Annotated in this window: 23 protein-coding genes; 12 read left to right on the top strand and 11 right to left on the bottom strand. The window is 65.1% G+C overall.

Features of this window, described 5'->3' with window-relative positions:
• Positions 1-3: 3 nt before the first annotated feature.
• A complete protein-coding gene (locus FJV43_RS27690; protein ID WP_239622183.1) occupies positions 4-1,224 on the bottom strand; it encodes an FAD-dependent oxidoreductase in 1,221 nt (406 codons plus the stop codon).
• Between the two features lie 227 nt (positions 1,225-1,451).
• On the opposite strand from FJV43_RS27690, the gene FJV43_RS27685 reads away from it, so the two are divergent.
• Positions 1,452-2,246 carry an enoyl-CoA hydratase/isomerase family protein gene (locus tag FJV43_RS27685; RefSeq protein ID WP_239622182.1) on the top strand — a complete coding sequence of 265 codons (795 nt, stop codon included), beginning with the start codon at positions 1,452-1,454 and terminating at the stop codon, positions 2,244-2,246.
• A complete protein-coding gene (locus FJV43_RS27680) occupies positions 2,243-2,818 on the top strand; it encodes a histidine phosphatase family protein (RefSeq protein ID WP_239622181.1) in 576 nt (191 codons plus the stop codon). Before FJV43_RS27685 ends, FJV43_RS27680 begins: the two co-directional genes overlap by 4 nt.
• 67 nt (positions 2,819-2,885) lie before the next feature.
• Here FJV43_RS27680 and FJV43_RS27675 read toward each other — a convergent pair whose 3' ends face one another.
• Positions 2,886-4,604, bottom strand: coding sequence for an IlvD/Edd family dehydratase (locus FJV43_RS27675; protein ID WP_239622180.1), 1,719 nt, complete (start codon positions 4,602-4,604; stop codon positions 2,886-2,888).
• Between the two features lie 222 nt (positions 4,605-4,826).
• Here FJV43_RS27675 and FJV43_RS27670 point away from each other — a divergent pair, with 222 nt between their 5' ends.
• Positions 4,827-5,753 (top strand): hypothetical protein, encoded by a 927-nt coding sequence (locus tag FJV43_RS27670; RefSeq protein WP_239622179.1) that lies wholly within the window; start codon positions 4,827-4,829, stop codon positions 5,751-5,753.
• Positions 5,754-6,156: 403 nt separating this feature from the next.
• Positions 6,157-7,125, top strand: coding sequence for a hypothetical protein (locus tag FJV43_RS27665; protein WP_239622178.1), 969 nt, complete (start codon positions 6,157-6,159; stop codon positions 7,123-7,125).
• 18 nt (positions 7,126-7,143) lie between these two features.
• Here the strand turns inward: FJV43_RS27665 and FJV43_RS27660 are convergent, their stop codons facing one another.
• Positions 7,144-8,076: a LysR family transcriptional regulator gene (locus tag FJV43_RS27660; protein ID WP_239622177.1), complete on the bottom strand. Its 933-nt coding sequence runs from the start codon at positions 8,074-8,076 to the stop codon at positions 7,144-7,146.
• A 102-nt stretch (positions 8,077-8,178) separates the two neighbouring features.
• Here FJV43_RS27660 and FJV43_RS27655 point away from each other — a divergent pair, with 102 nt between their 5' ends.
• The 5 genes from FJV43_RS27655 to FJV43_RS27635 are packed head-to-tail and all read left to right on the top strand — an operon-like array spanning position 8,179 to position 10,954.
• On the top strand, positions 8,179-8,991 hold the full coding sequence (locus tag FJV43_RS27655; protein ID WP_239622176.1) for an SDR family oxidoreductase: 813 nt from the start codon (positions 8,179-8,181) through the stop codon (positions 8,989-8,991).
• 30 nt (positions 8,992-9,021) lie between these two features.
• On the top strand, positions 9,022-9,555 hold the full coding sequence (locus tag FJV43_RS27650) for a DUF417 family protein (protein WP_239622175.1): 534 nt from the start codon (positions 9,022-9,024) through the stop codon (positions 9,553-9,555).
• Between the two features lie 50 nt (positions 9,556-9,605).
• Entirely contained in the window at positions 9,606-10,052 is a 447-nt protein-coding gene (locus FJV43_RS27645) for a cupin domain-containing protein (protein ID WP_239622174.1), read from the top strand.
• Positions 10,045-10,500 (top strand): carboxymuconolactone decarboxylase family protein, encoded by a 456-nt coding sequence (locus FJV43_RS27640; protein ID WP_239622173.1) that lies wholly within the window; start codon positions 10,045-10,047, stop codon positions 10,498-10,500. The genes FJV43_RS27645 and FJV43_RS27640 overlap by 8 nt, the downstream gene beginning before the upstream one ends.
• Before the next feature lie 43 nt (positions 10,501-10,543).
• Entirely contained in the window at positions 10,544-10,954 is a 411-nt protein-coding gene (locus FJV43_RS27635; protein WP_239622172.1) for a cupin domain-containing protein, read from the top strand.
• A 7-nt stretch (positions 10,955-10,961) separates the two neighbouring features.
• On the opposite strand, the gene FJV43_RS27630 is transcribed toward FJV43_RS27635, so the two are convergent.
• Positions 10,962-11,786 (bottom strand): NAD(P)-dependent oxidoreductase, encoded by an 825-nt coding sequence (locus FJV43_RS27630; RefSeq protein WP_239622171.1) that lies wholly within the window; start codon positions 11,784-11,786, stop codon positions 10,962-10,964.
• A gap of 91 nt (positions 11,787-11,877) precedes the next feature.
• Here FJV43_RS27630 and FJV43_RS27625 point away from each other — a divergent pair, with 91 nt between their 5' ends.
• Complete coding sequence (locus FJV43_RS27625; RefSeq protein WP_239622170.1) at positions 11,878-12,846, top strand: SMP-30/gluconolactonase/LRE family protein; 969 nt, start codon at positions 11,878-11,880, stop codon at positions 12,844-12,846.
• 163 nt (positions 12,847-13,009) lie between these two features.
• Here the strand turns inward: FJV43_RS27625 and FJV43_RS27620 are convergent, their stop codons facing one another.
• Positions 13,010-14,440, bottom strand: coding sequence for an aldehyde dehydrogenase family protein (locus FJV43_RS27620; RefSeq protein ID WP_239629634.1), 1,431 nt, complete (start codon positions 14,438-14,440; stop codon positions 13,010-13,012).
• Between the two features lie 300 nt (positions 14,441-14,740).
• Positions 14,741-17,104 (bottom strand): transketolase, encoded by a 2,364-nt coding sequence (locus FJV43_RS27615; RefSeq protein WP_239622169.1) that lies wholly within the window; start codon positions 17,102-17,104, stop codon positions 14,741-14,743.
• A 132-nt stretch (positions 17,105-17,236) separates the two neighbouring features.
• Here FJV43_RS27615 and FJV43_RS27610 point away from each other — a divergent pair, with 132 nt between their 5' ends.
• Both FJV43_RS27610 and ppk2 read left to right on the top strand, forming a co-directional pair.
• Positions 17,237-17,698: an Lrp/AsnC family transcriptional regulator gene (locus FJV43_RS27610; RefSeq protein ID WP_131866897.1), complete on the top strand. Its 462-nt coding sequence runs from the start codon at positions 17,237-17,239 to the stop codon at positions 17,696-17,698.
• Positions 17,699-17,789: 91 nt separating this feature from the next.
• The gene (gene ppk2, locus FJV43_RS27605) at positions 17,790-18,710 is read left to right on the top strand and encodes a polyphosphate kinase 2 (RefSeq protein WP_239622168.1); all 921 of its coding nucleotides are present in this window, start codon (positions 17,790-17,792) and stop codon (positions 18,708-18,710) included.
• 160 nt (positions 18,711-18,870) lie between these two features.
• Here ppk2 and FJV43_RS27600 read toward each other — a convergent pair whose 3' ends face one another.
• The 5 genes from FJV43_RS27600 to FJV43_RS27580 all read right to left on the bottom strand — a co-directional run bounded on the left by FJV43_RS27600 (position 18,871) and on the right by FJV43_RS27580 (position 26,070).
• On the bottom strand, positions 18,871-19,950 hold the full coding sequence (locus tag FJV43_RS27600; RefSeq protein ID WP_239622167.1) for a zinc-binding dehydrogenase: 1,080 nt from the start codon (positions 19,948-19,950) through the stop codon (positions 18,871-18,873).
• A 60-nt stretch (positions 19,951-20,010) separates the two neighbouring features.
• Positions 20,011-20,949 (bottom strand): DMT family transporter, encoded by a 939-nt coding sequence (locus tag FJV43_RS27595; protein ID WP_239629633.1) that lies wholly within the window; start codon positions 20,947-20,949, stop codon positions 20,011-20,013.
• Positions 20,950-21,133: 184 nt separating this feature from the next.
• Complete coding sequence (locus FJV43_RS27590; protein ID WP_239622166.1) at positions 21,134-21,973, bottom strand: aldo/keto reductase; 840 nt, start codon at positions 21,971-21,973, stop codon at positions 21,134-21,136.
• A gap of 120 nt (positions 21,974-22,093) precedes the next feature.
• Complete coding sequence (locus FJV43_RS27585; protein ID WP_239629631.1) at positions 22,094-22,990, bottom strand: SMP-30/gluconolactonase/LRE family protein; 897 nt, start codon at positions 22,988-22,990, stop codon at positions 22,094-22,096.
• A 374-nt stretch (positions 22,991-23,364) separates the two neighbouring features.
• Complete coding sequence (locus tag FJV43_RS27580; RefSeq protein WP_239622165.1) at positions 23,365-26,070, bottom strand: nitrate reductase; 2,706 nt, start codon at positions 26,068-26,070, stop codon at positions 23,365-23,367.
• Positions 26,071-26,084 lie beyond the last annotated feature (14 nt).

Here is a 26,084-nt window from a genome sequence, read left to right as displayed (position 1 = left end):
CGCTCACGCCAGCGCGCCCTTCAGGTCGAAGCTCTCGTCCGCGGCCTGCTCCGGCGTGATCGAGCGGTCCATGCCCTGCAGGCGGCGGCCGAACATATGGTCGCCGGCGCGGTTGATGGATTCGATGCCGAGCAGCCTGTCGCCCTTGTAGCAGAACGCCGAGAACGCCTTCTTGGCGGGATCACCGCGCAGCACGACGCGGTCGTAGCCCGTGGTGAGCCCTGCGATCTGGAGCTTGTCGTCGCCCTGGTCGCTCCAGAACCAGGGATGGCTATCGTAGGGCTTCCTGTCGCCGGTGAGGCGCGCCGCAAGGCAGCGGGCATGATCGGTGGCGTTCTGCACCGATTCCAGCCGCAGCGATCCGCCGAAGCGCGGGCTTGCGAACAGCGCGCAATCGCCGATTGCGGAAATGTCTGGATCGGCCGTCGCAAGATATTCGTCGACGATGATGCCGGCCGCGACCGGCAGCCCCGCCTCGGCCGCGAGCTCGATGTTCGGCAGCACTCCGACGCCGACCACGACGAGGTCCGCCGGCAAATGCCGTCCGTCGCTCAAGGAGACGCCGGTGACCTTGCCGCCCTCCGCCTCGATCGAGGTGGCCTGCACGCCGAGGTGAATGCGGATGCCGGCCTCGCGATGGCGTTCTTGAAAATACTCCGAAACCTCGGCCGTCACAGCGCGCGCCATCACGCGCGGGGCGAGCTCGAGCACGTCGACCTCGAGGCCCTTGATGCGCGCGGTGGCGGCGAATTCGAGGCCGATGAAACCGGCGCCGATGATCACGGCGCGCGTCTTCGAGGGCATGATCTGGCGCAGCGCCTCGCTCTCGTCGAGGATGCGCAAATATTTCACGTCGGGCAGGTTGGCATTGGGCAGATCGAGCAGGCGGTTGCGCGCGCCGGTCGCCAGCACGAGGTGGCCGTAAGCCAGCGTCTCGCCGGAGGCGAGCAGGACCTTGCGCGCCGCGCGGTCGATCGAGACGGCGCGGCCCGCGATCAGGTCGATCTTCTGGTCATGATAGAACTTCTCCGGCCGGAACATCAGGCTCTCCGGTCCGGCAGAGCCCTTGATGTAGGCCTTCGACAGCGGCGGCCGCTGATAGGGCAGATGCGCCTCGTCGTTGATCAGGCAGATGCGCTCCGAAAAGCCGGCCTGGCGCAGCGATGCCGCGACTTGGTAGCCGCCATGGCCGGCGCCGACGATGATCACCGGACCGCCCGTCATTGGACAGCCCATTTCCGGAAGACACGAGCGTAACCCATGCCGGCTCCTCTCTCGCTGATTTTGGTTTGCTGGCCGCGGAGGAGCCGGCGCTCGTGTCCGTTCCCTGGCGAAGGCGGGCCCATTTGAGCCTATCGTTCCGCCCGGCGCAAGGGCGGCGGCCGGGGATTGTCACCCCTCGCCTTCTGCGATTTAGTTCGAGCCTCGACCTCCTGCCGGGGATTTTCCATATGACCGCTCCCGTCTCAAAGCCCGATGATCCCGCCCTGCTGCGGATCGACGGCCCGATCGCAACCATCACGCTGAACCGCCCTGCTGCGTTCAACGCGATCAACCTTGCGATTGCCCAGAAGCTCGAACAGCTCGCGGCCTATATCGAAGGCGCGGACGACATCCGCGTCGTCGTCCTCGAAGGCGAAGGCCGCGCGTTCTGCGCCGGCGGCGATCTGCAGACGATCGGAGCCGCCGCCGAAGCCGGCACGGTGACGCCGGTCGTCGGCGACCTGCTCAAGCACTATCATGCCTTCATCGAGACCGTCAGGCGCATGCCGAAGATCTCGCTCTCCAGCGTGCACGGCTCGGCCGCCGGCGCCGGCATGGGCCTCGCCTTCGTCACCGACCTCTGCATCGCCGCCGACGACGCCAGGTTCACGCCCGCCTATGCCAAGATCGGGGTGTCGCCGGACGGCGGCTCGACGGTCGGCATCGTCGGCACGGTCGGCTCGCGCCGCGCGCTGCAGATTTTCCTCGCCGAGGACAATTTTACCGCGCAGCAGGCCTATGAATGGGGCCTGGTCGCCAAGACCGTTCCCGCGACCGAGCTGAAGGCGGCGACGCGGCAGCTTGCCGAACGGCTGGCGCAGAATCCGCCGGCCGCGATCGCCGGCACCAAGCAGCTGGTCTACCAGGCCGCGACCACGCCGGTGAAGCAGCAGCTCGATGCCGAGGAGCACAAGATCATCATGGCGATGAACACGGAGGCGTTCCGCACCGCCGTGAAGAAGTTCACGAGCAAGTCGAAGTGACGAGGCCCGCGCGCACGTTCTACGGCCTCCGTCACGGTGCGACCGACTGGAATCGCGAGGGGCGATTCCAGGGCCGCACCGACAATCCGCTGAACGACGATGGCCTGCGACAAGCGCGCGAGGCCGCGCACTCGCTGCGCGGCGTCGGCATCAGCCGCATCGTCGCAAGCCCCCTGGTACGCGCGGCGCGGACGGCCGAAATCATCGCGGACGTGATCGCGGTGCCGCTCACGATAGACGATGGCATCATCGAGTTCGATTTCGGCAGCTTTGAAGGCCTCCCCGTCCGCGACCTCATGATCAAGCACGGCGTCAAATCCGCGACGGGTCTCGTGTCGATCCTGCCGGCCGACGGCGAAAGCTGGGACGCCATGGCCGGACGGTCGCTGGCCTGCGTCTCGGGGTGGCTCGCGCGCCATCCCGACGACAATCTCCTGTTCGTCTGCCACGACGCCGTGATGCAAGCCATGGCAAACGCACTATGTGGCAGCTATTTCAAGAACAGCCACGGCACGCCGTTCCGCTACCTGCGCGAAGACGCGCAGTGGCGGATCGAGCAGGTCGTGACCTAGGACAGATGCAGCCTGTCTCCGGCGGCAATCTGAAGCAGCCGATCCGAGCGTTCGTTCGCGCGGCCGATCAACGCTTCTCCGTCTGCTTCCCGGTCCTCTGCATGAAGTCGAAGTCGCAGCCCTCGTCGGCCTGCATGATGGTCTCGTTGAACAGCCAGGCGTAGCCGCGCCGCATTTCCCCGGGGACGGCGGCCGGCTTCAGCGCGGCGCGGCGCCGCTCCAGCTCGGCGGCATCGACCAGCAGCTCGATGCTGCGCTTTTCGACGTCGAGGCGGATCATGTCGCCGTTCTCGACCAGCGCCAGCGGCCCGCCGACGGCGGATTCCGGCGTGATGTGCAGCACGATGGTGCCGAACGCGGTGCCGCTCATGCGCGCATCCGAAATGCGCACCATGTCCTTGGTGCCGCCGCGCGCGAGCTTCTTCGGGATCGGCAGATAGCCGGCTTCCGGCATGCCCGGCGCGCCCTTCGGGCCGGCATTGCGCAGCACCAGCACGTCGTCGGCGGTGACGTCGAGATCGGGATCGTCGACCCGCAAGGTCATGTCCTCGACCGATTCGAAAACGACTGCCCGCCCGGTGTGCCGCAACAGTTTCGGGCTCGCGGCAGACTGCTTGATGACGGCGCCGCGCGGGGCGAGATTGCCGTGCAGGACGGCGAGGCCGCCCTCCTTCTTGATCGGATTGTCGCGCGGGCGGATCGCGTCCTGACCGGGCACGTCCTCCGCGTTCGCCGCGACATCGCGCAGCGTCTGGCCTGTGATCGTCTTCGCGTCGAGATCGATGAGATCGCCGAGCTGCGCCAGCAGTTTCGGCACGCCGCCAGCGTGATGGAAATGCTCCATGTAATGCTCGCCCGACGGCTTGAGATCGACCAGCACCGGCACCTCGCGCCCGATCTGGTCGAAAGCTGCGAGATCGAGCCGATGCGGCGAGCGATGCGCCATCGCGGTCAGATGGATCAGGCCGTTGGTCGAGCCGCCGATCGCCTGGAGGACGACCTGCGCATTCTTGAAAGAGGCAGGGGTCAACAGCTCGCTCGGCTTCGGCCCCTTCGTCTTCGCCATCTCGGCGGCCACCTTGCCGCTCGCCTCGGCGAGACGGAAGCGCTCGGCATGCGGCGCCGGGATCGTTGCGCTCATCGGCAGCGACAGGCCCATGGCTTCGATCATGCAGGCCATGGTCGAGGCCGTACCCATCACCATGCAGGTGCCGACCGACGGTGCGAGGCGGCCATTCACCGCCTCGATCTCGGCATCGTTCATGTCGCCGGCGCGATATTTGGCCCATAGCCGGCGGCAGTCGGTGCAGGCGCCCAGCACCTCGCCCTTGTGATGGCCGACCACCATGGGCCCGACCGGGATCACCACCGTCGGCAGATCCGCACTGATCGCGGCCATCACCTGCGCCGGCAGCGTCTTGTCGCAGCCGCCGATCACGATCACCGCATCCATCGGCTGGGCGCGGATCATCTCCTCGGTGTCCATTGCCATCAGATTGCGCAGGTACATCGAGGTCGGATGCGCAAAGCTCTCGGCGATCGAGATGGTCGGGAATACGAACGGCATCGCGCCGGACAGCATCACGCCGCGCTTCGCCGCTTCGATGATCTGCGGGACGTTGCCGTGGCACGGATTGTAGTCGCTATAGGTGTTGGTGATGCCGACGATCGGGCGCTCCAGCGCGTCGTCGGAATAGCCCATGGCCTTGATGAACGCCTTGCGCAGGAACAGCGAGAAGCCGGCATCGCCATAGCTCGTCAAACCCTTGCGCAAGCCACTCGTCATCAGGTTGCTCCGTCCATTTTGCCATGGTGGTACCGCCTCGCCCCGCATTGTCAACAAGGCGCACGCATGGATCCGGCGGAGCTCATCCCTTCCCGAGGACCATCGTCTGGTAGATTCTCCGCGACCTCACAACCGATTAACGACTTGTTAGAAGACTCTAGCGCAAATGGTTTTCGAAACAAATAACAACCATGCCGGGTTCCTTTACCCGGAGAAATTCCCATGAATGTACCCGGTGTCCTGATCGCAGCGGCTTTCGGCGCAGCTTTTTTTGCCGTCGAGTATGTGTGGTACTACCAGCCCGAATTGATCAATCCTGACGTCCTGATCAGCGCGCTCTCCTCCGAACACACGAAAGCTCGCGCAGCCGTCCGCCATGCGCTGATCGATCCAGAGACGGCCACATTCGGCGCGTTGCGTTCAGTCGAAGCCGGTGCGGCGAGGTATGTTTGCGGCGGTGTCAAGGCAAGGGACAAGTCCGGCCAGGTCATCGACGCCGCTTTCGTCTACACCGTGGCCATTGATCTTGCCCGCATCGATGATGACGGACGCATCACGCGTCAGCGTTCGGGATACCGGCCCTGCCCCACCGAGGACGACAAGGTCGCGCAACAGCGGCCGGCTCTGTCACCCGGCGCGTCGGCGGTCGTCAAGACCGTTCAGAAGATTGCCCCCGAGGTGCAGACGTCGATTGCACCCGTCCTGACAGCGCCGACGCCATCGGCGGGCGGATCGTCGTCTGGCGGGACGATGGAGCAGCAGATTCGCGAACTGGCAGGCCGGACCGTTCCGCCTGATGCTGCAGATGGACAGGCAAGTCCGCCCGCGAAGCGCGAGGCAGCCAAGGAAGGCGAGTGGCGAGCCGATCGGCCTCCCACTGCCTGGCCCACATTCCCTCTGGGTCACGCATTGGCGAAGCCAACCCGGAAGCGAACCCCGTCGGAAGCATTGGCCCTGGCGAAAGAGGTCGAGGACCGCTGGAAGGGGGCGGAGTCATCGGGCGACATCTCCATGCGTCCTTCAGCGGACGACATTAACGAGGCCTGCCGCGCGCTGCTCACGATCGATTCAAGAGACGCCCAATATCCAAACGCGTGGGCCGCCTTTGCACGATTGCAGAAGATAAGCCGGGACATCGCCAGAGGTTGATTTCGATTAGCTTGACTGGCTGGGCAGACGTCCTGTCGCAGCCTCTTGCCGGCAGCACGGTCAATGCCTCCGGCCGGCACGGCGTGGCCCACAAGCGCGCAAGGACCGCCCAGCCGCTCGCGATCCGCACTGGTCTCGCATAGTCGGTGCGGCCACCTGGTCTTGCATCGATCGAGGCCTGACCCGCGCGAATTCCCGGGCGCCCCCCGGCCTCCCACCTAGGCGATTGCGCTGGAGCTCAGTCCAGCCGCGACACTTGAACGCAACTAAGAACGAGTCGCAACAATTGCATCGGCGGCAATTTCATGAAATGTCATTGCGAATGACTTGCATTTGCATACGGTCAGCGCACGCCTGAGACCTTCCGTCCATCAGCGAGTCTCGGCTTAGAGGTGAATTGTTCGTGTCTGGAATATTGAGCTTCCCGCGCGCCGTAGCGGCGGCAACGATCGTGGCCAGTCAGCTGGCGAGCTGTGCCTTGGCCTTCGCCGACGACAAGCCGGGGCGCACATATGGTACGCCTCGCGACCCGCTCAGCCACGCCGCCTCGAAGCCTGCGCAGAACCTGCCGTCAGCCCACGCGGAGATCGACACCGAGCACATTTTCGGCTTCAGCATGGGCTCCGACATCGGCAAGCCCGGCGAAATCGAGATCGAATTCGAGAATGTCGGCGCGTTCGGCAAGCGCTCCGGCAGCTACGCGGCCTGGGCCAATCTCAATCAGATCAAGTACACGGTCTCGGACAATTTCCGGATCGCACCCGGATTTGCACTGAGCGGACAGCGCATCAGCGGCGTTCCGGGACTTGCCGATCATTCGGACGTCGCTTTCGGTGGGGCCGCGCTCGAACTGCGCTACAAGCTTGTCGATCGCGCCGTCGCGCCCTTTGGGCTCACCCTCCACGCGCAGCCCGGCTGGAGCCGGATCGACGACGCCAGCGGCATGCCTATCCAGCAATATGGCGCAGAGTTTGCCGCGCTGTTCGATCGCGAGCTGGTCAAGGACAGGCTGTTTGCGGCCTTCAACGTCTGGTACGGGACCGGCGGAACCCGCGAGATCGCGACCAATCTTTGGCGACACGATTCCGAGATGCAGCTCCAGGCAGCGATCTCGTACGCGGTGCAGCCCGAACTCGTGCTCGGCCTCGGCGTTCGCTACGCGCGGGCGTATGACGGCGGCGCACTCGACCGTTTCGTCGGCGATGCGGTCTTCGCCGGCCCGACCTTCTCCTACACCATCTCGAAGGAAGTCGGCATTTCCGGTACCTGGCAGATGCAGGTTGCAGGCAGCGCGGTCGGCGACAACCGCAGCCTCAACCTGGAGCAGTTCGAACGGCACCAGGCGCTATTGCGTCTCAACCTGCATTTCTGATCTCCGCGCCCGACGCAGTCACGCCCGTTGCTTCCGCAACGCCACGTCCCGGGACATGTCGGCCAAGCGCGCCCTCAGGCGCGGTACTGCAAAATCGAGAAAGGCTCGCAGTTTGGCCGGCATGAAGCGGTTGGGCGAATAGACGAAGTTGACCGGCTGCGGCGGCGGCTGAAAGTCCTGCAGAAGCGCGACCAGCTCTCCGGACCGCAGCGGGTCGGCGACGAGGTATGAGAACGCGACGGTGACTCCTATGCCTGCACGTGCGGCATCGAAGGCCGATTCGAGATTGCTCGCAATGAAGCGCGACCGCACGGGGACAGCATACTCGGTCTGCCCTCGTTTGAACCTCCAGACGTTCGGCGACTGAAGTGGAGGATAGCTGATGCAGTCATGCGCAGAGAGGTCGTCGGGAGACTGCGGTACCCCGCGTACTTCCAGATAGGCCGGACTGGCGCATGCCACGCGGTGAATGTCTCCCACGCGCACGGCGATCAGGCCGCTGTCGGCGAGTTCGCCGACGCGAAGCGCGACGTCAATGTGCTCGTCCAGGAGATTGAGCGTCCGGTCCTGCAAGTTGAGCTGAACGTCGACCTCCGGGAAGGCTGCAAGGAACTCGGCCAGGATCGGCTGCAGGCAGAGGCGACCGAGGGCGACGAGCGTCGTGACACTCAGATCTCCGCGCGGCGTGGTGTATTCGCCGGAGGCAACCCGCTCGGCCTCGGCGAGATCGGCAAGAATTCGCTTGGCTGCGGCGATGTAGGAGCGCCCGGCGTCGGTGGGAACGAGGACGCGGCTCGATCGGTGAAACAGCTTGGTGCGCAGGTGCTCCTCGAGCTCCGAGACCTTTCGGCTCACCGTTGCCAGCGGCATTTTCTGGCGGCGTGCGGCGGCGGACAGGCTGCCGGCCTCCGCCACCGCCAAAACCACCGACATGCTTTCGAGACGATCCATCTGGGCACTTCCATATTCTGGAAGGATAGATCCCGAATTTGCCAGATACTCGTTATTTCCGGAAGTGCCTATTCCTCTCCGCACCGAAACGGAGAGACGAAAATGACCCAGACCAGAAAGGGCACTGCCCTCATCACCGGTGCTTCGACCGGAATCGGCGCGATCTACGCCGACCGCCTGGCGAAGCGCGGCCACGACCTCATCCTCGTTGCGCGCAACAGGCAGCGGCTCGCATCGCTGGCGCGCCGGCTCGCCAATGAAAGCGGCCGCAAGGTAGAGACGGTGCAAGCCGATCTCACATCCCCGTCCGACCTGCGCCATATCGAGCAACTCCTCAGAACCGAGCCCGGCATCTCGGTGCTGGTCAACAACGCCGGCGTCGGCGCCTCGGCACCGCTGATCGCCTCCGACGTCGACAAGATGGAGGACATGATCCGCCTCAACGTCGGCGCGCTCACGCGTCTGACCTACGCGGCGGTCCCCGGATTCATCGACCGCGGCCACGGCACGATCATCAACATCGCCTCCATCGCCGCGATCGCGCCGGAACTGCTGAACGGCGTCTACGGCGGCTCGAAAGCCTTCGTGCTCGCCTTCACCCAGTCACTCGTTCACGAACTCGCCGGCAAGGGCATCCGCGTGCAAGCCGTGCTGCCGGGCGCCACTGCGACCGAGTTCTGGGATGTCGCCGGTACGCCGGTTCACCAACTGCCCGCCGAGATCGTCATGTCGGCCGACGACATGGTCGACGCGGCACTCGCGGGTCTCGACCTCGGCGAGGTCGTGACGATCCCGGCGCTGGCCGACCAGTCCGCGTGGGATCGCCACGAGAGCACGCGGCTCGCCATGACGAACAAGCTCTCGAGCGCCATTCCCGCCCCTCGCTACAACCTGCACACGCACGTGAATGCGTGAGCGATACCCAGCATCAAAACGGAGACAACCATGTCACGCATCATCAGCCACTCGTCCACCTCACCCATCGCGCTGAGCCGCACCATCAGCTGGCGCGATCAGTCTGAACGCCTGCTCGCCTACGCCGAACCGGTCAGCCGGATCGGCCTCTATGCGTCGCTTGCAATCATCTATGCCTGGTTCGGCGGGATGAAGTTCACCGATTACGAAGCCCAGGGGCTGGTTCCTCTGGTGGAGAACAGCCCACTGTTGCGCTGGTTCTACGCGCTGTTTTCGGTCCGCGGCTTCTCCACCTTTCTCGGCTTCGTCGAACTGAGCATCGGGTTCTTGATCGCGCTCCGGCTGGCAAGCCCGATCTATTCCGCAGCCGGCGGCCTTCTCTCGGCCGGACTGTTCGTCACGACGCTGAGCTTCATGATCTCGACGCCTGGCGTCGTCGTGCCGGAGCTCGGGGCGCCCGCGATCACCGTCGCGCCGGGGCAGTTCCTGCTGAAGGACGTCGGCCTGTTGGCTGCTTCCTTCTGGGTGTTCACGGACTCGCTGAAGGCCGTCATCCGCAGGTGAACAGGCGGGCCACAGCACAACAGAGACGAATTCGAAACAGGAGAACTTCCATGAAAGTGCCATCCATCCTCGGTGCGGCTTGCGCTGCCATTGTTATTGCGGGTGCGGCGCCCAGCGCCGCCCACGGCATCGGCGAAACGGTCACGCCGCATTTCGAGCAATCGATCCCCAATATCCCGGGCAAGTCAGTCGTGGCCCTGGTTGTGAACTATGCACCTGGCGGAGCGTCGCCTTCGCACATCCACGCAAAGTCCGCCTTCATCTTCGGTTACGTGCTGTCAGGCGCAGTCGAGTCTCAGGTGAACGACGGACCCAGACGGGTATATCGTGCCGGCGAGAGCTTTTACGAGCCGCCGGGCTCCCGTCATCCCGTCAGTCGCAATGCGAGCCAGTCCAAGCCCGCAAGCCTGCTCGCAGTGTTCGTCGTCGACAGCGGCGAGAAGGATCTGACCACTGCCTCCGAGCAGGATCATCATCAAGGAGAGGAACATGAGTAAGCGTCTCGACTACAACCAGATCGCGCCGGCAGGCATCAAGGCGCTCGGCGGCGTCTACGGCTACATCCTGCAGAGCCGCCTTTCCGCCACGCTGATCGAGCTGGTCTATCTGCGGATCTCCCAGATCAACAATTGCGCCTACTGCCTCGACATGCACACGCGCGACCTGCTCAAGAAGGGAGAGAAGGTCGAGAAGATCGCGCTGCTGCAGGCCTGGCGCGAGGCCGGCAATCTCTTCGACGAACGCGAGCGGGCCGCCCTGGCGTGGGCGGAAACCGTGACGCGGGTTGCCGAGACCGGCGTGCCTGACGAGGCCTACCAGGCCGCACACGCCGTATTCGAGGAGCGTGAGCTTGTGGACCTCACGATCGCCATCAGCCTGATGAACGCCTACAACCGCATGGCCATCAGCTTTCGTGCAACACCCGCGGCAGCGGCCGCCGCCTGATCGACACCCGCGCAACCTCGCGCACAACCGAAAGGCCATTCACATGAAGAGACATGGAATCATCGTTGCGGCGGCGCTGATCGCCGCAACCAGCCTGACTTCGCTCGCCGCACGATCCGAAGAGCCACGGCTGGGAGACATCAAGCGCACACATCTCATGAAGGAAGCTCTGAGCGTCCCCGGACGCGAGGTCATCCAGGTCCGCGTCGATTTTCCTCCGGGCGTTGTCGCCGTCAGGCACAATCACCCGGGCGAAGAGCTCGTCTATCTGATCGAAGGCGAGCTGGAATATCGGCTCGACGGCAGGCCGCCGGTGATCCTGAAGGCCGGCGACGTGCTGCTCATTCCTCACGGAGTACATCATGCGGTAACGAACGTCGGCAGCGGCAACGCGGCGGAGCTTGCGACCTACATCGTCGAGACAGGCAAGCCGCTGTTGACGCTCGGCAGGTGAACCGCTTCTACCGCTTGGTCCAGTCGATCACGCGGCCTGGGTCGGCATCGAACTCCATGCTGCAGAATGTGCCGCCCTGGAAATAATCGCCGACGGGATCCGGCTTGAGCTTGGCCTGCTCCGCCATCGCGTGCTCACGGAAATCTTCGGCGCGGCCGGTCGGGCGATAGCCGAGCTCGTAGGCGCGGTGATTGTCCCACCAGGTGCGCTCGTTGAAAGAGGCGCCGTAGAAGACCTCGAAATGGATGTCGGGATGTTCGAGCCCGATGCGGCAGAGCTGCACCAGATCATCGGGCTTGAGCCAGATCGCGAGCCGGCGCTGGTCGAGCGGCATGTCGCCGAAATTGCCGATGCGCAGGCAAGTCACCTTGAGGCCATGCTTGTCGGCATAGAGCGCGCCGACGGCCTCGCCGAACACCTTGCTGACGCCGTAGCGGCTGTCGGGCCGCGCAGTGACGTCCGTGCCGATCTTGTGGTGGCGCGGATAGAAGCCGACGGCGTGGTTCGACGAGGCGAACACCACGCGCTTGACGCCCTTGCGATACGCGGCCTCGAACAGATTGTAGCCGCCGATGATGTTGGCCTGGAGGATTTGATCCCAGGTGCCTTCGACCGAATAGCCGCCGAAATGGAGGATGCCGTCGACGCCCTCGCAAATCGCCTCGCACTGCGCGAGATCGGCGAGGTCCGCCGCCTTGAACTGCTCACTCGCCCCGAGGTCGTTCGGCGGTCGGATGTCGCTGAGCAGCAGATCGGGATAGATCGGCGGCAGGAGTTTCCGGAGGCGCGTTCCGATTCCGCCCGAAGCCCCCGTCATCAAAATACGCGGCATGTCTTCTCTCGCCTGTGGTGACCGATTTGCGGCCATGGATATCTGATGCTAGCAGACTTGGACAGAGGGAACGCAACGACGAGAACCGCGCATGAACGATGCATCGTCCCATAATCAAGGCTGGCGGCCGGCGACCTGTTATCCCGACCCGGCGATCAAGGCACTCGATCCCCGCTTCGAAAAATACTGGCTGAAACTTTCGGCGGTGGAGCGGCTGGCGACCGGCCTGCGCTGGGCCGAGGGTCCGGTGTGGTTCGGCGACGGGCGCTATCTCTTGTGCAGCGACATTCCGAACCAGCGCATCCTCAAATGGGAGGAAGAGACCGGCGCCGTCAGCGTGTTCCGCAAGCCGTCGAATTTCGCCAACGGCAACACCCGCGACCGGCAGGGACGGCTCATCACCTGCGAGCATGGCGGGCGGCGCGTCGTTCGCACCGAATATGACGGCAGCATCACCGTGCTGATCGACTCGTTCGACGGCAAGCGGCTGAACTCGCCGAACGACGTCGTGGTGAAGTCCGACGGCTCGATCTGGTTCACCGATCCCACCTTTGGCCTGCTCGGCAACTACGAAGGCTACAAGGCGGAGCCCGAGATCGAGCCGAACGTCTACCGGCTCGATCCCGCGACCGGCAGGGCGACGATCGTCGCCGAAGGCGTGCTCGGGCCGAACGGGCTGTGCTTCTCGCCGGACGAGACAATCCTCTACGTCGTGGAGTCGCGCGGGGTGCCGAACCGCAAGATCCTTGCCTATGACGTCTCGGCCGACGGCACCACGATTTCCAACAAGCGCGTCCATATCGATGCCGGCCCCGGCACGCCGGACGGCATGCGCTGCGATATCGACGGCAATCTCTGGTGCGGCTGGGGCATGGGCGATCCCGAGCTCGACGGCGTGGTGGTGTTCGCACCGGACGGAGTCATGATCGGCCGCATCGCGCTGCCCGAACGCTGCGCCAATCTCTGCTTCGGCGGCGTCAAGCGCAACCGCCTGTTCATGGCCGCGAGCCAGTCGATCTACGCGCTGTACGTCAACACGCAAGGTGCGGTGGGGGGATAGGCGCTTCGTGTTGCCTCCGTCATTGCGAGGAGCACTTGCGACGAAGCAATCCAGACTGCCTCCGCGGAGAGATTCTGGATTGCTTCGCTGCGCTCGCAATGACAAAGCGAAAACGCCGGAGCGGTTGCCCGCTCCGGCGTCGTGTTCGTTCACGCGATGATGCTTACGCCGCGTTGAAGCCGGCGACGGCCTTCACTTCGAGGAAGTCCTCGAGGCCGAATTTGCCCCACTCGCGACCGTTGCCCGACTGCTTGTAGCCGCCGAACGGTGCGGTGCGGTCGTTGGGCACGCCCTGGAGGTTGACGTTGCCGGCGCGGATCTGGCGGCCGACGCGTTTGGCGTCCTCGACTGACGGACCGTAGACATAGCCCGCGAGGCCATACGGCGTATCGTTCGCGATCTTCACCGCATCGGTTTCGTCCTTGGCGCCGATGATGGTCAGCACCGGTCCGAAGATCTCTTCGCGTGCGATCGTCATGTCGGGAGTGACGTCGGCGAAGATGGTCGGGCGGACATAGAAGCCCTTGTTGACACCCTCGGGCAGGCCCGGACCGCCGGCGACGAGGGTAGCGCCCTCGTCGATGCCCTTCTTGATCAGGCCCTGGATCTTGTCCCACTGGCCGCGGTTGACGACGGGGCCGATGGTGGTGCCTTCGGCGCGGGGATCGCCGGCCTTGGTCTTGTCGGCCACGGCCTTCGCGATCGCGGCGACTTCCTTCATCTTCGACAGCGGCACGATCATGCGCGAGGGCGCGTTGCAGGACTGGCCGGAGTTGTTGAACATGTGCATCACGCCGCCGGTCACCGCCTTCGTGAGGTCGGCGCCTTCGAGGATGACGTTCGGCGACTTGCCGCCCAGCTCCTGGCTGACGCGCTTCACGGTCGGCGCCGCGCGCTTGGCCACGTCGATGCCGGCGCGGGTCGAGCCGGTGAACGAGATCATGTCGATATCAGGGTGCTCGCTCATGGCGGCGCCGACCTCGGGGCCGAGACCGTTGACGAGGTTGAACACGCCCTTCGGCACGCCGGCTTCATGCAGGATCTCGGCGAAGATCAGCGCCGAGGTCGGGGTGAACTCGCTGGGCTTGAGGATCATGGTGCAGCCAGCGGCGAGCGCGGGCGCGACCTTGCAGGCGATCTGGTTCAGCGGCCAGTTCCAGGGCGTGATCATGCCGACCACGCCGATCGGCTCGCGCAGCACCATGGCGGTGCCGACCGGCTCCTCGAAATGATAGTTCTTGAGCACGTCGAGCGTGGTCATGAGATGGCCGAGGCCGGCGCCGGCCTGGAGCTTTTCCGCCATCGGCAGCGGCGCACCCATCTCGTCGGAGACGGCAGCACCGATCTCCTTGAGACGGCCCTTGTAGACCTCAATGACCTTCGACAGCAGCGCGACGCGCTCCTCGCGGCTGGTCTGGGAGAAGGTGGCAAAGGCGCGCTTGGCGGCGGCGACGGCCTTGTCCACGTCGGCCTTGGAGCCCAGCGCAACCTCGTACATCGCCTCTTCCGTCGCCGGATTGACCACGGCGGTGGACTTCTTGACGGCGGGATCGACCCAGGCGCCGTCGATGTAGAATTGCATGCGATTGACCATCATTAACCTCTTCTTGGAGCTTGGAGGGGGCGTTTCGGCAGGCATCCTTGCACGAAAGCGCCGGCAATTGAACCCGCCATATGCGGGGCCAGCGTTGCGGCGAGCGCGCGGAATATGGGACGCGATTTGAAGCGAGGCAAGCGGCTCTGGGTCCCGGCTCGGCGTCGCGACATTTCATGTCGCGCCTTGTCCGGGACACGAGATTGGAGCGAGTGCAAACACGCTCGTGCCCCGGACGCAGCGCAGCACTTCTTCAGTGATGCGCTGCAGAGCCGGGGCCCATGCGCGTGGTTACCCCGACTACACCGCCATCTTCCGGTGCAGCACCGGCGCACCGGTGGTGAGGCTTTCGGCCGCATCGATGATGGCGTTGGCATCGATGCCGTAGTGCCGATAAAGGTCCGCGATGCTGCCGGTCTGGCCGAATTGCTCGACGCCGAGCGCCTCGACGCGGTGGCCGCGGACGCTGCCGAGCCAGCCGAGCGCGGAGGGATGGCCATCGATCACGGTGACGATGCCGCAGTCGCGCGGCAGCGGCGCCAGCAGTTTTTCGATGTGGCTGAGATGCTGCACGCCGCGGCGGTCGCGCCGCAATTTCCGCGCGGCGGTCCAACCGGCGTGGAGACGATCCGCCGAGGTGATCGCGAGCAGGCCGACGTCGCGGCGGCTCTCGCCGATGAAGCCGGTGGCCTCGATCGCTTCCGGTGCGACCGCGCCTGTATAGGCGATCACGACTTCGGCATTCGGGCCCGGCTTGCGCAGCCAATAGGCGCCATCGGTGATGCCCTGCCTCAGCTCCGGCGTCATGATCCGCTGTGCCTGCTCGATGCTGCGCGTGGAAAGCCGCAAATAGACCGAGCCGCCCTCGCCCGCCTCGCGCTGCATGTGCTCAAAACCGAACGCCATGATCACGGCGAGCTCGTCGACGAAGGCCGGCTCGAATGAAGCCAGGCCATCCTGCGCCATCCCGATCAGCGGCGTCGCGATCGACTGGTGCGCGCCGCCCTCCGGCGCGAGCGTGATGCCGGACGGCGTCGCCGCCACCATGAAGCGGGCGTCCTGGTAGCAGGCATAGTTCAGCGCGTCGAGGCCGCGCTCGATGAAGGGATCGTAGAGCGTGCCGACCGGCAGCAGCCGCTCGCCGTTGATCTGGTGCGACAGGCCGAGCGCGGACAGCATGATGAACAGGTTCATCTCGGCAATGCCGAGCTCGATATGCTGGCCCCTGGGCGAGGCGTCCCAGTTGTAGGTCGAGGGAATTTTCTCGCTGCGGAATAAGTCCGCCTTCTCGGCGCGCGCGAACAGCCCGCGGCGGTTGACCCAGGGGCCGAGATTGGTGGAGACGGTGACGTCGGGCGAGGTCGTCACGATGCGCCTCGCCAGCTCGCTGTCGCTGCGCGCGATCTCGTTGAGCACGAGGCCAAAGCCCTGCTGGGTCGACATCTGCGGCGACGGCTTGAAGGCGAGCTGCTGGGGCACCTCGACGACGGGAGCCGTCAGCCGGCGGCCGTCCTGGTTGAACGGCACCCGTGCAAGGAAAGCTTCGAGTTCGGCCGCATCCTGCGTCAGCCCTTCGAACTTGTCCCATTCGTGTCCGGGCCGGATGTTCTGGCTGTTGCGGTACTTCTCCATCTGCGCGACCGTCATCAGGCCGGCGTGGTTGTCCTTGTGGCCCTGGAACGGCAGGCCGACACCCTTGATGGTGTAGGCGATGAAGCAGACCGGGCGATCATGATCGATGGAGTCGAACGCCTCCAGCATGCTCGCCATGTCGTGGCCGCCGAGATTCGACATCAGCGCGAGCAGCTCCTCGTCGCTGCGCCTGTCGATCAGCTTCGTGATCGGGCCCTGGTCGCCGATCTCGTCGTGCAGATGCTTGCGGAAGGCCGCGCCGCCCTGGAAGCACAGCGCCGCGTAGAGCGCGTTCGGGCAGTTGTCGATCCAGCGCTTCAAGGCTTCGCCGCCGGGCTCGGCAAAGGCATCGCGCATCAGCCGGCCGTATTTCACGATCACCACGTCCCAGCCGAAATTGCGGAACATGGTCTCGAACTTTTCCCAGAGCCCCTCGCGCACGACGGCGTCGAGCGACTGACGGTTATAATCGACCACCCACCAGGTGTTGCGCAGGCCGTGCTTCCAGCCCTCTGCCAGAGCCTCGAAGATGTTGCCCTCATCCATCTCGGCGTCGCCGACGAGGGCGATCATCCGGCCTTCGCGGCGGTCCTTCATCCAGCCATGCGCCTTGACGTAGTCCTGCACCAGCGAAGAGAACAGCGTCTGCGCGACGCCGAGGCCGACCGAGCCGGTGGAGAAATCGACGTCGTCGACGTCCTTGGTGCGTGACGGATAGGACTGCGCGCCCTTGAAGCCGCGAAAATTCTCCAGCTTCTCGCGGGTCTGGCGGCCGAACAGATACTGGATGGCGTGGAACACCGGGCTCGCATGCGGCTTCACCGCGACGCGATCCTCGGGCCGCAGCACGTGGAAGTACAGCGCGGACATGATGGTCGCGAGCGAGGCGGAGGAGGCCTGGTGGCCGCCGACCTTGAGGCCGTCCGCATTGGCGCGGACGTGGTTGGCGTGGTGGATGGTCCAGGACGACAGCCACAGCGCCTTGCGGGCCAGCGCGGTCAGGATGTCGAGGCGAGCGGGATCAACGGGCATGGCGATGCTCCGGGAAATAAGCACCGATCATACGCCTGCGGGCCGCGCCAGATTTCTCAATTTTTCGCGCCATACCGGCCGATATTGGGATATTTTACCAACCAGACGCCTCCTGACCCAGGTTCCATCCCAATGCCAGAGCTCGACGCCATCGACCGGAAAATCCTCGGCCATCTCCAGAACGACAGCCGGATGACCATGCAGGAGCTCGCCGACAAGGTCGGACTCTCCGTCTCGCCCTGCCACCGCCGCGTCAAGCTGCTGGAGGAGCGCGGCGTGATCTCGCGCTATATCGCGACCGTGGACCAGAAGGCGCTGGGACTGCATGTCAGCGTCTTCATCTCGATCAAGCTGGCGCGGCAGAAGGAGGAGGACCTCAACCGCTTCGCCCGCGCGATCTCGAAATGGGACGAGGTCCTGGAGTGCTATCTGATGACCGGCAACCGCGACTATCTGCTCCGCGTCGTCGCCGCCGACCTCGCCTCCTACGAGACGTTCCTCAAGACCAAGCTGACCCGGCTCGACGGCATCGCCTCGATCGAGTCCAGCTTCGCGCTCAGCCAGGTGAAATATTCGATCGCGCTGCCGGTGTGACCTGCGTCAGCGGGATCGCACGTTGTCACATGGTCGCAACAAACCCCGCCGATGGTCGTTGTGACTGGTATCCGAGCCGAGAGAAGCACCCATGACCGCATCCGACCGCAAATCCCAGATCTCCAAGCGCGAGCGCATCATCCAGGAAATGGCCGACGATCTCGACGAGGAACTGGAGATGGAGCTGGATGATACCCGTCTCGACGAGCTCCTTGACGAGGCCGGAACGCTGAAACCGACGGTCGATCGCAGGCTCTATTTCCGGGAACTGCTTCGCCTCCAGGGCGAGCTCGTCAAGCTCCAGGACTGGGTGCAGAGCGAGAAGAAGAAGGTCGTGGTGCTGTTCGAGGGCCGCGACTCCGCCGGCAAGGGCGGCGTGATCAAGCGCATCACCCAGCGCCTCAATCCCCGCATCTGCCGCGTCGCGGCGCTTCCGGCGCCGAACGAGCGCGAGCGCACGCAATGGTATTTCCAGCGCTACGTCGCGCACCTGCCGGCCGGTGGCGAGATCGTGCTGTTCGACCGTAGCTGGTACAACCGCGCCGGCGTCGAGCGCGTGATGGGCTTCTGCTCGGAGGACGAGTATCAGGAGTTCTTCAAGTCAGTGCCGGAATTCGAGCGCATGCTGATCCGCTCCGGCATCATCCTGGTCAAGTACTGGTTCTCGATCACCGACGACGAGCAGCAGTTCCGCTTCACCATGCGGATCAAGGATCCCCTGAAGCAGTGGAAGCTGAGCCCAATGGACGTCGAGTCCCGCAGTCGCTGGGAGGCGTACACCAAGGCCAAGGAGACGATGCTGGAGCACACGCATCTGCCGGATAGCCCATGGTGGATCGTCGATGCCGTGGACAAGAAGCGCGCCCGGCTCAACTGCATCGCGCATCTATTGACTCAGATCCCGTACCGGGAGGTCGCGCGGGCCCCGGTGACGCTGCCGCCGCGCGTGCGCAATCCCGACTATCAGCGAGGCCCGGTCCCGCCGGAGATGTACGTGCCGGCGAAATATTGACGGTGGTCTCGCCGTTAACCTCTCCCGCTTGCGGGAGAGGTCGCGCCGCAGGCGCGGGTGAGGGCTTTCTCCTCGAAGGGAATCCGAATGCGGAGACACCCTCTCCCCGCCCCTCTCCCGCAAGCGGGAGAGGGAGCGCATCGCCATCGCGGCGGCGCTTTCACCGCCATGGCTGCACGATGATCTTGGTGTGCATCTCGGGATTGGCGAGATCGGCGAACGCCTTGGCGACGCCGTCGATACCGACCTCGGCAGTCACCATCGCGGCGGCATCCACCTGCCCTTCCGCGATCAGGCGCAGTGAGCTGGCGAATTCGTCCGGCGTGTAGCCGAGCACGTACTGGACGTTGAGCTCCTTCATGATGCCAAGCATGGGCTCGCTTCTGTCGGTCTCCATGCAGACGCCGACCACGACGATGCGTGCATCGCGCGGCGCGCCTTCGAACACCTGTTGCAAAAGCCCGGGCACGCCGACACATTCGAAGATGACCGCCGGCTTCAGCGCCGGCAGCATGGCCCGGAATGGCGGCCGCGCCGCCTTCTCCGCCTCCGACATCTGCGCGTGCTCGGCCCAGGTCGCATAGGGCTGCGATACCTTGGGATCAACGACGATGTCGGCGCCGAGCTTTCCCGCAAGCGCGCGCCGGGCCGGCGAATAGTCTGCGGCGACGATCGGGTGCAGGCCCCTGAGCTTCAGCGCGGCGATCACCGCGAGGCCGACCGGGCCGCAGCCGATCACGAGCGGCACCTCGCCTCCGTTGATATTGGCTTTCGCCACGGCGTGGACGCCGACCGCCAGCGGCTCGGTGAGCGCGGCATGCTCCGGCGCAAGCCCGTTGGGCACTTCAAGCAGCAGCGCTTCGCTCAGCAGCATCGCCTCGGCGTAGCCGCCGACATTGTCGTTGGAATAGCCGATGCCCTCGATGCCCTGCGGCGTCAGCAGCGCCGGCAGCGAGCAGACGCGGGTGCCGGACTTGAGCTTGCGTTCGGTGCCGGTGCCGTAGTCGACGACCTCGCAGCAGAACTCGTGCCCGAACACGACGTCGCGGCTGAGGTCCATCGGCTTGCGCCCGACCTTCCGTGCCATCTCCACCATGCGATGGGCGTGCTGGCGCGCGTGCAGGTCGGAGCCGCAGATGCCGCAGGCGAGCGTCCTGACCAGCACCTGGCCGGGGCCCGGCTTCGGCTCGGCGATCCGGTCGACGACGATCTCTCCGTTCCTGAAAATCGCGGCCCGCATCCGGCTCCTCCCGTCTTGTTTGGAGCGCTGATACCACGAAGCACGAGGGGCGAACTTGCGTCAGGCGTTCGGGGAACGCTCTTCCAGCACCAGGAGCTGGGCGCGGCGGACACGCTCGCGATGGGCGATGTAGAGGCCGCTGGCGACGATGAAGGCCGCGCCGGTGATGGTCCAGATGTCGGGCACTTCGCCGAAGATGAAGAAGCCCAGAATGCTGACCCAGAGCAGCTGCGTGTAGGAGAAGGGCGCCAGCACCGAGGCATCGCCGTAGCGATAGGCGAGCACGACGATCCACTGGCCTGCGGTCGAGGCGACGCCGATGAAGATGCCGAGCGCGACCGCGGTCCAGGATGGCGTGACCCAGACGAACGGCACCAGCGCGGTCAGGATCGCAAGGCCCGTCAGCGAGGAATAGGCCATGGTGGTGACGACGGCTTCCCGCCCACTCATCATGCGCGTCAGGATCAGGGTGCCGGCCCAGCATGCCGCCGAGACCAATGGAAAGAATGCGGCGGGGTGAAACGCGCTTGTGCCCGGGCGCAGGATGATCAGCACGCCGATCAGGCCGAGCGCGGTCGCGAGCCAGCGGCGCATGCCGACCTTCTCGCCGAGGAAGACGATCGAGAGCGCAGTGACGAACAGCGGCGCAACGAAGCCGGTGGCGGATGCCTCCGCGATCGGCAGGAAGCCGAGACCCGTGATGAAGAACAGCGAGGAGCCAAGCAGCGCCGCCCCGCGCATCACGTGAAGGCCGGGACGCTTGGTGCGCATCGCATAGACCCGCGAGACGGGCAGCATCACCGGCGTGAACAGCAGCGTGAAGGTGAGGAAGCGGATCCAGGTGATCTCGATCGACGGCAGGCTGGTCGACAAATATTTCGCGGTGACGTCGGAGCAGCCGAGGAACACCGTCGAGAGCAGGATCAGTACGATGCCTTTGAAGGGATGATCGACGCGCGCGGGTGCGCGGCGGCCGACATGCTTCTCGGGCACGGGCATGGAAATACTGTCGAGCCTTGCGGCTGCGGCTGGCGGCGGGGTCACGGCTGGAACTCGGGAAAAATGCGAATCGAGCGCCCTAAAAAACGACAAATGTGCCGCGTTCACAACTTCCGAAAACAGGATGCCGATATGCGCAGGCCGCCGCGCGCGTCAATGCTCCGTTAATATTGCGCGTTGTGCATTACAGCATGGGCAGGCCGCGCGGCTTCGGCCCGCGCGGAAACGCCGCGTCAAGCGCCGCAATCTCGTCTTTCGTCAGCACGATATCGCCTGCGGCCGCATTTTCGCCGGCGTGTTCCGGGGACGAGGCCTTCGGGATCGCGAACACCGTGGTCGCACGGGTGAGGAAGCTCAGCGCGACCTGACGCGGCGTCGCGCGACGCGTCTCCGCGATGCGCGCCAGCACCGCGCCGCCCTTGCTGCTGCTCGCCGGGAAATCGTCGTGCCCGAACGGCGAGTAGGCAACGACGGCGACACCGTGCCGCTCGCACCACGGGATCACCGCATGCTCGATCGCACGCTCCTTCAGATGATAGAGCACCTGGTTGCACGCGATCCGGCCTTCGCCGGCGACCTCGAGAATCTCGTCGAGATCGTCCGCGTCGAAATTGGAGACGCCCCAGGACCTGATCTTGCCTGATTTCACCAGCTCCTCGAACGCAGCGACGGTGTCCTCCAGCGGATAGGAGCCGCGCCAGTGCAAGAGATAGCAGTCGAGCCGGTCGGTCTTGAGCCGCTTCAGCGAGCGCTCGCAAGCGGTGATGGTTCCGCGGCGCGAGGCGTTGCTGGGCAGCACTTTCGAAACGAGGAACACCTCGTCGCGCCGGCTCGCGATCGCATCCGCGATGACGAGTTCGGCATCGCCATACATCTCGGCGGTGTCGATATGGGTCATGCCGAGATCGAGCCCGCGCTGAAGCGCCGCGATCGCGCGCTTGCGGTCGCCGTGATCGAGGTACCAGGTGCCCTGCCCGATGATCGAGACGTTGGCGCCGGTCCGGCCGAAGGGGTGCGTGTTCATGTTTACTCCTTCAGATGCTCTACAGCATGATCCGGAAAAATTGTGCAGCGGTTCTCCGAAAAGATCATGCTCAAACAATGACCTAAGCGCGATGGCGATTCATCCTGATCGCATCGCGCTTTAGAGATCGCTGATGTCGGCAACCAGCACGCTGCCCGTCGCCGACTCCGTGACATAGAGCCGATCCTTCTTCGCGCCACCGATCGCGACATTGGTGCAGTTCGGCCCCGCGCAGGACTTGATCCGCGCGATCAGTTCGCCATTCGGCGCGAACACGAAGACATGGCCGAGCGAGGCATGACCGACGAACAGGCGGCCTTTGGCATCCATGGTCATGCCGTCAGGACCGCTGGTGCCGAACAGCGAGCAGAAGCGGCCGACCTTGGACACGCTGCCGTCCTTCATGAAGGGCAACCGCCACACGGCGTTGTCGCGCGTCATCGCGACGAACAGCACGGTCTCGGTCGGGTCGAGCACGAGACCATTCGGGCTGATGCCGGTGTCGATCAGGCAATCGAGCCGGCCGTTCGACGCGAGACGATAGACCCGGCCGCTGGGATCGTGCAGGCCGGTCTGGCCCTGATCGGTGAAATAGACGTCGCCATTGCTGGCGAGGTGGAGATCGTTGCAGCCGCGGAACGATTCCGAATTGCGCGAGGTCAGCACCGGTTTGATCCGCCCGGCCTTCGCGTCAAGCTCCATGAGCCCGTGCATGTAATCGGCGACCAGGATGCGGCCGTCGGATGCGATCTTCAGCCCGTTCGGCCAGCCCTCGTATTCGATGACCTGCGACCACTCGCCGTCACGCGCGATACGGAAGATGCGGCCGAAGGGAATGTCGACGACATAGAGGTTGCCAACCTTGTCGAATGAAGGACCTTCGATGAAGCTGTCGGTCGGCACTCCCGGCCGGTTGGCATCAGCCCAATCGGTCCGCTCGCCCTTGCGGCGGAACTTGTCGGGCATTGCGGAGAAGACTTTTGTCTCGATCAGACGGGGCGGCGTTTCCAGGTACATCATCGTTGTTGTAGTTATGGAGGAGGTGCGCGCGGCACCATAGGGGACAATTGAAGCCGCGTCGATTGGGCGGAGGTCATCGTTGCGTTACGAGCACGAGTACCAGCCCACGCCACTCTCGTGTCCCGGACGCGCTGCAACGCCCCAGCGTTGCGGCGCAGAGCCGGGACCTAGAAGGCCAAACGCTCCGCTGCTAGATGGGCCCCGGCTCTACAGCGCATCACTTCGTGCTGCGATGCGTCCGGGGCACGGGACCACAATTTGGCATACCGGCATCAACATCGTCACCGCGAGCGTAGCAATCCAAAAATCCCTCCGTGGAAAGGTTCTGAATTGCTTCGCGACGCTCGCGGTGACGTTGGAGAGAGCCAGCCCTACCCCGCCGCGCCAGCGACCTTCACCTGCTTCGCCGGCACCGCCTCGGTCGTCGCAATCAGGCGCTTCATCTCGGGGACGCAGGAGCCGCAATTGGTGCCGGCCTTGAGCTTGGCTCCGATCTCGGCGGCGGTGCGTGCGCCGCCGGCTATGGTGTCGCAGATGGTGCCGCGGCCGACGCCGAAGCAGGCGCAGACGATCGGCCCGGTCGACGCGGCGCCCTCGATCGACTTGCCGGACAGCAGCATGCGACGCTGCTCGTCGGTCACCTGGTCGGCGGCGAAGGCGCTCTTCACCACCTCCCAATCGCCGGCATCATGCGCGGGTCCGACGAACAGGCAGGTCTCGATGCGGTCGCCTGCGAACGAGGCGGCGCGATAGACCCCGCCGCCGAAGTCGCGGTACTCGGCGACGTCCTCGCCCGCGACGTTCTGGAGCCAGGCAAGCCAGCGCGAAAGATCGCCGTTGTCCGCGAAGAGATAACCGAAGCCGCCGGCGACCGTGACGCGGGTCCACAACAGGTTCTCCGGCAGGTCGATCTGCTTTCGCGACAGCGCGAAGCCGCGGAAGACGAATTCGTAAGGAGCGATCGCGGCCGGCGTCGCCTTCGCCTCCGGCTGGCCCGAGAACGGATCGGTGAAGGACTGCACCAGCGCGCCAACGCGGCCGTGCGAGGTGTTCATCGCACTCCAGTGGATCGGCACGAACAGGGTGCCGCGCTGCTGCCGTTCGCTCACCACGGCCTTCAGGATGCACTTGCCGTAATCGGTGGTGATGCGGGCATAGCTGTCGTGGGCGATGCCGTATTTGCTGGCGTCGTCGGGATGAATCTCGACGAAGGGCTCCGGCAAATGCGCGCCCAGCCGCTGGCTCAATCCCGTGCGTGTCATGGTGTGCCACTGGTCGCGGATGCGCCCGGTGTTGAGCCGCAAGGGGCGCGACGGACCGGTCTCGCCGCGCAGCGCCGGCACCTCAGGCGCGACGAAGCGGCCCTTGCCGTCGTTGGTGAAGAAGCCGCCTTGCGCGAAGAAGCGCTCGCCGGGCCTCTGCCCCTCGCGCGCGGGCCACTGCACCGGCTCCAAGGCGTCGAAGGCGTCGTCCGACAGCGAGGTCAGCGCGCCGATGTCGAAATCACGGCTGCCACCGTTCTCGAAAGCCGAGAGCGCCGCATGCTCGCGAAAGATGTCGGCGGCGGATCTGTAGTTGAAGCTGTCGCCGAAGCCGAAGCGCTTTGCGATCTCGCTCAGCATCCACCAATCAGGGCGCGCCTCGCCCGGCGCCGGCAGGAACGAGCGCTGGCGCGAGATACGCCGCTCGGAATTGGTCACCGTGCCGGACTTCTCGCCCCAGGCCAGCGCCGGCAGCAGCACATGCGGACCGGCCTCGACCGTATCGTTGGAGAGCACGTTCTCGGAGACCACGAACAGCTCGAGCTTCTTCAGGGCATCGCGGACCATGTCGGCATCCGGCAGCGACACCGCCGGGTTGGTGCCCATCACCCACAGCGCCTTGACCTCGCCGCGGTTGATGGCCTCGAACAATTGCACCGCCTTCAGCCCCTCATGGGTGGCGATGCGCGGCGCCTTCCAGAACCGCCTGACGCGATCGATATCGGGCGGCGTGAAACCCATATGGGCGGCAAGCATGTTGGCGAGGCCGCCGACCTCGCGACCGCCCATCGCATTGGGCTGGCCGGTGAGCGAGAACGGCGCGGCACCGGGCTTGCCGATGCGTCCCGTCGCAAGATGGCAGTTCAGGATGGCGTTGACCTTGTCGGTACCCTGCGCCGACTGGTTGACGCCTTGCGAATAGAGCGTGACGACCTTCTCGGTGTCACGGAACATCCTGAAGAAGGTGGCGACGTCCTGCTCGGAGAGGCCCGTGGCAAGCGCGGTCGCAGTGACACTGCCGGCGATGTTGCGCGCGCGCGCCAGCGCGTCATCGAATCCCGACGTGTTGGTGGCGATGTAGTCCCGATCCAACGCACCATTGTCGGCAAGATGAACGAAGAGGCCGGAGAACAGCGCCGTGTCGGTGCCGGGCTTGAGGCCGAGGAAGAGATCGACATCGCCGGCGGTGTCGGTACGGCGCGGATCGATCACGATCATGCGCGCGCCGCGCTCCTGCCGGTTCCTCAGCATGCGCTGGAACAGGACGGGATGGCACCAGGCCGCATTCGAGCCGACGAAGACGAGCAGGTCGGCCTGGTCGAGATCCTCGTAGCAGCCGGGCACGGTGTCGGCGCCGAAAGCACGGCGGTGACCGGCGACCGAGGAGGACATGCAGAGCCGCGAATTGGTGTCGACATTCGCCGTGCCGACAAACCCCTTCATCAGCTTGTTGGCGACGTAATAGTCCTCGGTGAGGAGCTGGCCGGAGAGATAGAAGGCGACCGCGTCGGCGCCGTCGCGCGCCACGATGTGCTGCATGCGATGGGCGACATGATCGAGCGCATCGCTCCAGGCGACGCGCTCCAGCACGCCCTTGCAACGGATCATCGGGTAGAGCAGCCGGCCTTCGAGCCCGACGGTCTCGCCGAGCGCGGAGCCCTTCGAGCACAGCCGGCCGAAATTGGCGGGGTGGTCGGGATCACCGGCAATAGCCGCCCCGTCCCTGCCGTCGGGTGTCGCCAACACGCCGCAGCCGACGCCGCAATAGGGGCACGTCGTTTTGGTGGTGTGGAGCGCGGGATCGATCGCGGTCATCGTCAAACAGCCTT

The organism is Bradyrhizobium sp. I71 (genome assembly GCF_022354745.1).
GTDB lineage: Bacteria > Pseudomonadota > Alphaproteobacteria > Rhizobiales > Xanthobacteraceae > Bradyrhizobium > Bradyrhizobium liaoningense.
Note: the sequence above shows the minus strand (reverse complement) of the source record. Positions and strands in the feature narration are given on the sequence as shown.

What these genes read in the sequence shown, in the direction of transcription:
- FJV43_RS27670 (WP_239622179.1), top strand. Translation starts at nt 4,827, where the DNA reads ATGAATGTACCCGGTGTCCTGATCGCAGCGGCTTTCGGCGCAGCTTTT.
- FJV43_RS27590 (WP_239622166.1), bottom strand. Translation starts at nt 21,973, where the DNA reads ATGAACACGCACCCCTTCGGCCGGACCGGCGCCAACGTCTCGATCATC.
- FJV43_RS27660 (WP_239622177.1), bottom strand. Translation starts at nt 8,076, where the DNA reads ATGGATCGTCTCGAAAGCATGTCGGTGGTTTTGGCGGTGGCGGAGGCC.
- FJV43_RS27650 (WP_239622175.1), top strand. Translation starts at nt 9,022, where the DNA reads ATGTCACGCATCATCAGCCACTCGTCCACCTCACCCATCGCGCTGAGC.
- FJV43_RS27610 (WP_131866897.1), top strand. Translation starts at nt 17,237, where the DNA reads ATGCCAGAGCTCGACGCCATCGACCGGAAAATCCTCGGCCATCTCCAG.
- FJV43_RS27620 (WP_239629634.1), bottom strand. Translation starts at nt 14,440, where the DNA reads ATGGTCAATCGCATGCAATTCTACATCGACGGCGCCTGGGTCGATCCC.
- FJV43_RS27630 (WP_239622171.1), bottom strand. Translation starts at nt 11,786, where the DNA reads ATGCCGCGTATTTTGATGACGGGGGCTTCGGGCGGAATCGGAACGCGC.
- FJV43_RS27615 (WP_239622169.1), bottom strand. Translation starts at nt 17,104, where the DNA reads ATGCCCGTTGATCCCGCTCGCCTCGACATCCTGACCGCGCTGGCCCGC.
- FJV43_RS27580 (WP_239622165.1), bottom strand. Translation starts at nt 26,070, where the DNA reads ATGACCGCGATCGATCCCGCGCTCCACACCACCAAAACGACGTGCCCC.
- FJV43_RS27640 (WP_239622173.1), top strand. Translation starts at nt 10,045, where the DNA reads ATGAGTAAGCGTCTCGACTACAACCAGATCGCGCCGGCAGGCATCAAG.
- FJV43_RS27635 (WP_239622172.1), top strand. Translation starts at nt 10,544, where the DNA reads ATGAAGAGACATGGAATCATCGTTGCGGCGGCGCTGATCGCCGCAACC.
- FJV43_RS27595 (WP_239629633.1), bottom strand. Translation starts at nt 20,949, where the DNA reads ATGCCCGTGCCCGAGAAGCATGTCGGCCGCCGCGCACCCGCGCGCGTC.
- ppk2 (WP_239622168.1), top strand. Translation starts at nt 17,790, where the DNA reads ATGACCGCATCCGACCGCAAATCCCAGATCTCCAAGCGCGAGCGCATC.
- FJV43_RS27585 (WP_239629631.1), bottom strand. Translation starts at nt 22,990, where the DNA reads ATGTACCTGGAAACGCCGCCCCGTCTGATCGAGACAAAAGTCTTCTCC.
- FJV43_RS27675 (WP_239622180.1), bottom strand. Translation starts at nt 4,604, where the DNA reads ATGACGAGTGGCTTGCGCAAGGGTTTGACGAGCTATGGCGATGCCGGC.
- FJV43_RS27600 (WP_239622167.1), bottom strand. Translation starts at nt 19,950, where the DNA reads ATGCGGGCCGCGATTTTCAGGAACGGAGAGATCGTCGTCGACCGGATC.
- FJV43_RS27685 (WP_239622182.1), top strand. Translation starts at nt 1,452, where the DNA reads ATGACCGCTCCCGTCTCAAAGCCCGATGATCCCGCCCTGCTGCGGATC.
- FJV43_RS27655 (WP_239622176.1), top strand. Translation starts at nt 8,179, where the DNA reads ATGACCCAGACCAGAAAGGGCACTGCCCTCATCACCGGTGCTTCGACC.
- FJV43_RS27625 (WP_239622170.1), top strand. Translation starts at nt 11,878, where the DNA reads ATGAACGATGCATCGTCCCATAATCAAGGCTGGCGGCCGGCGACCTGT.
- FJV43_RS27645 (WP_239622174.1), top strand. Translation starts at nt 9,606, where the DNA reads ATGAAAGTGCCATCCATCCTCGGTGCGGCTTGCGCTGCCATTGTTATT.
- FJV43_RS27690 (WP_239622183.1), bottom strand. Translation starts at nt 1,224, where the DNA reads ATGACGGGCGGTCCGGTGATCATCGTCGGCGCCGGCCATGGCGGCTAC.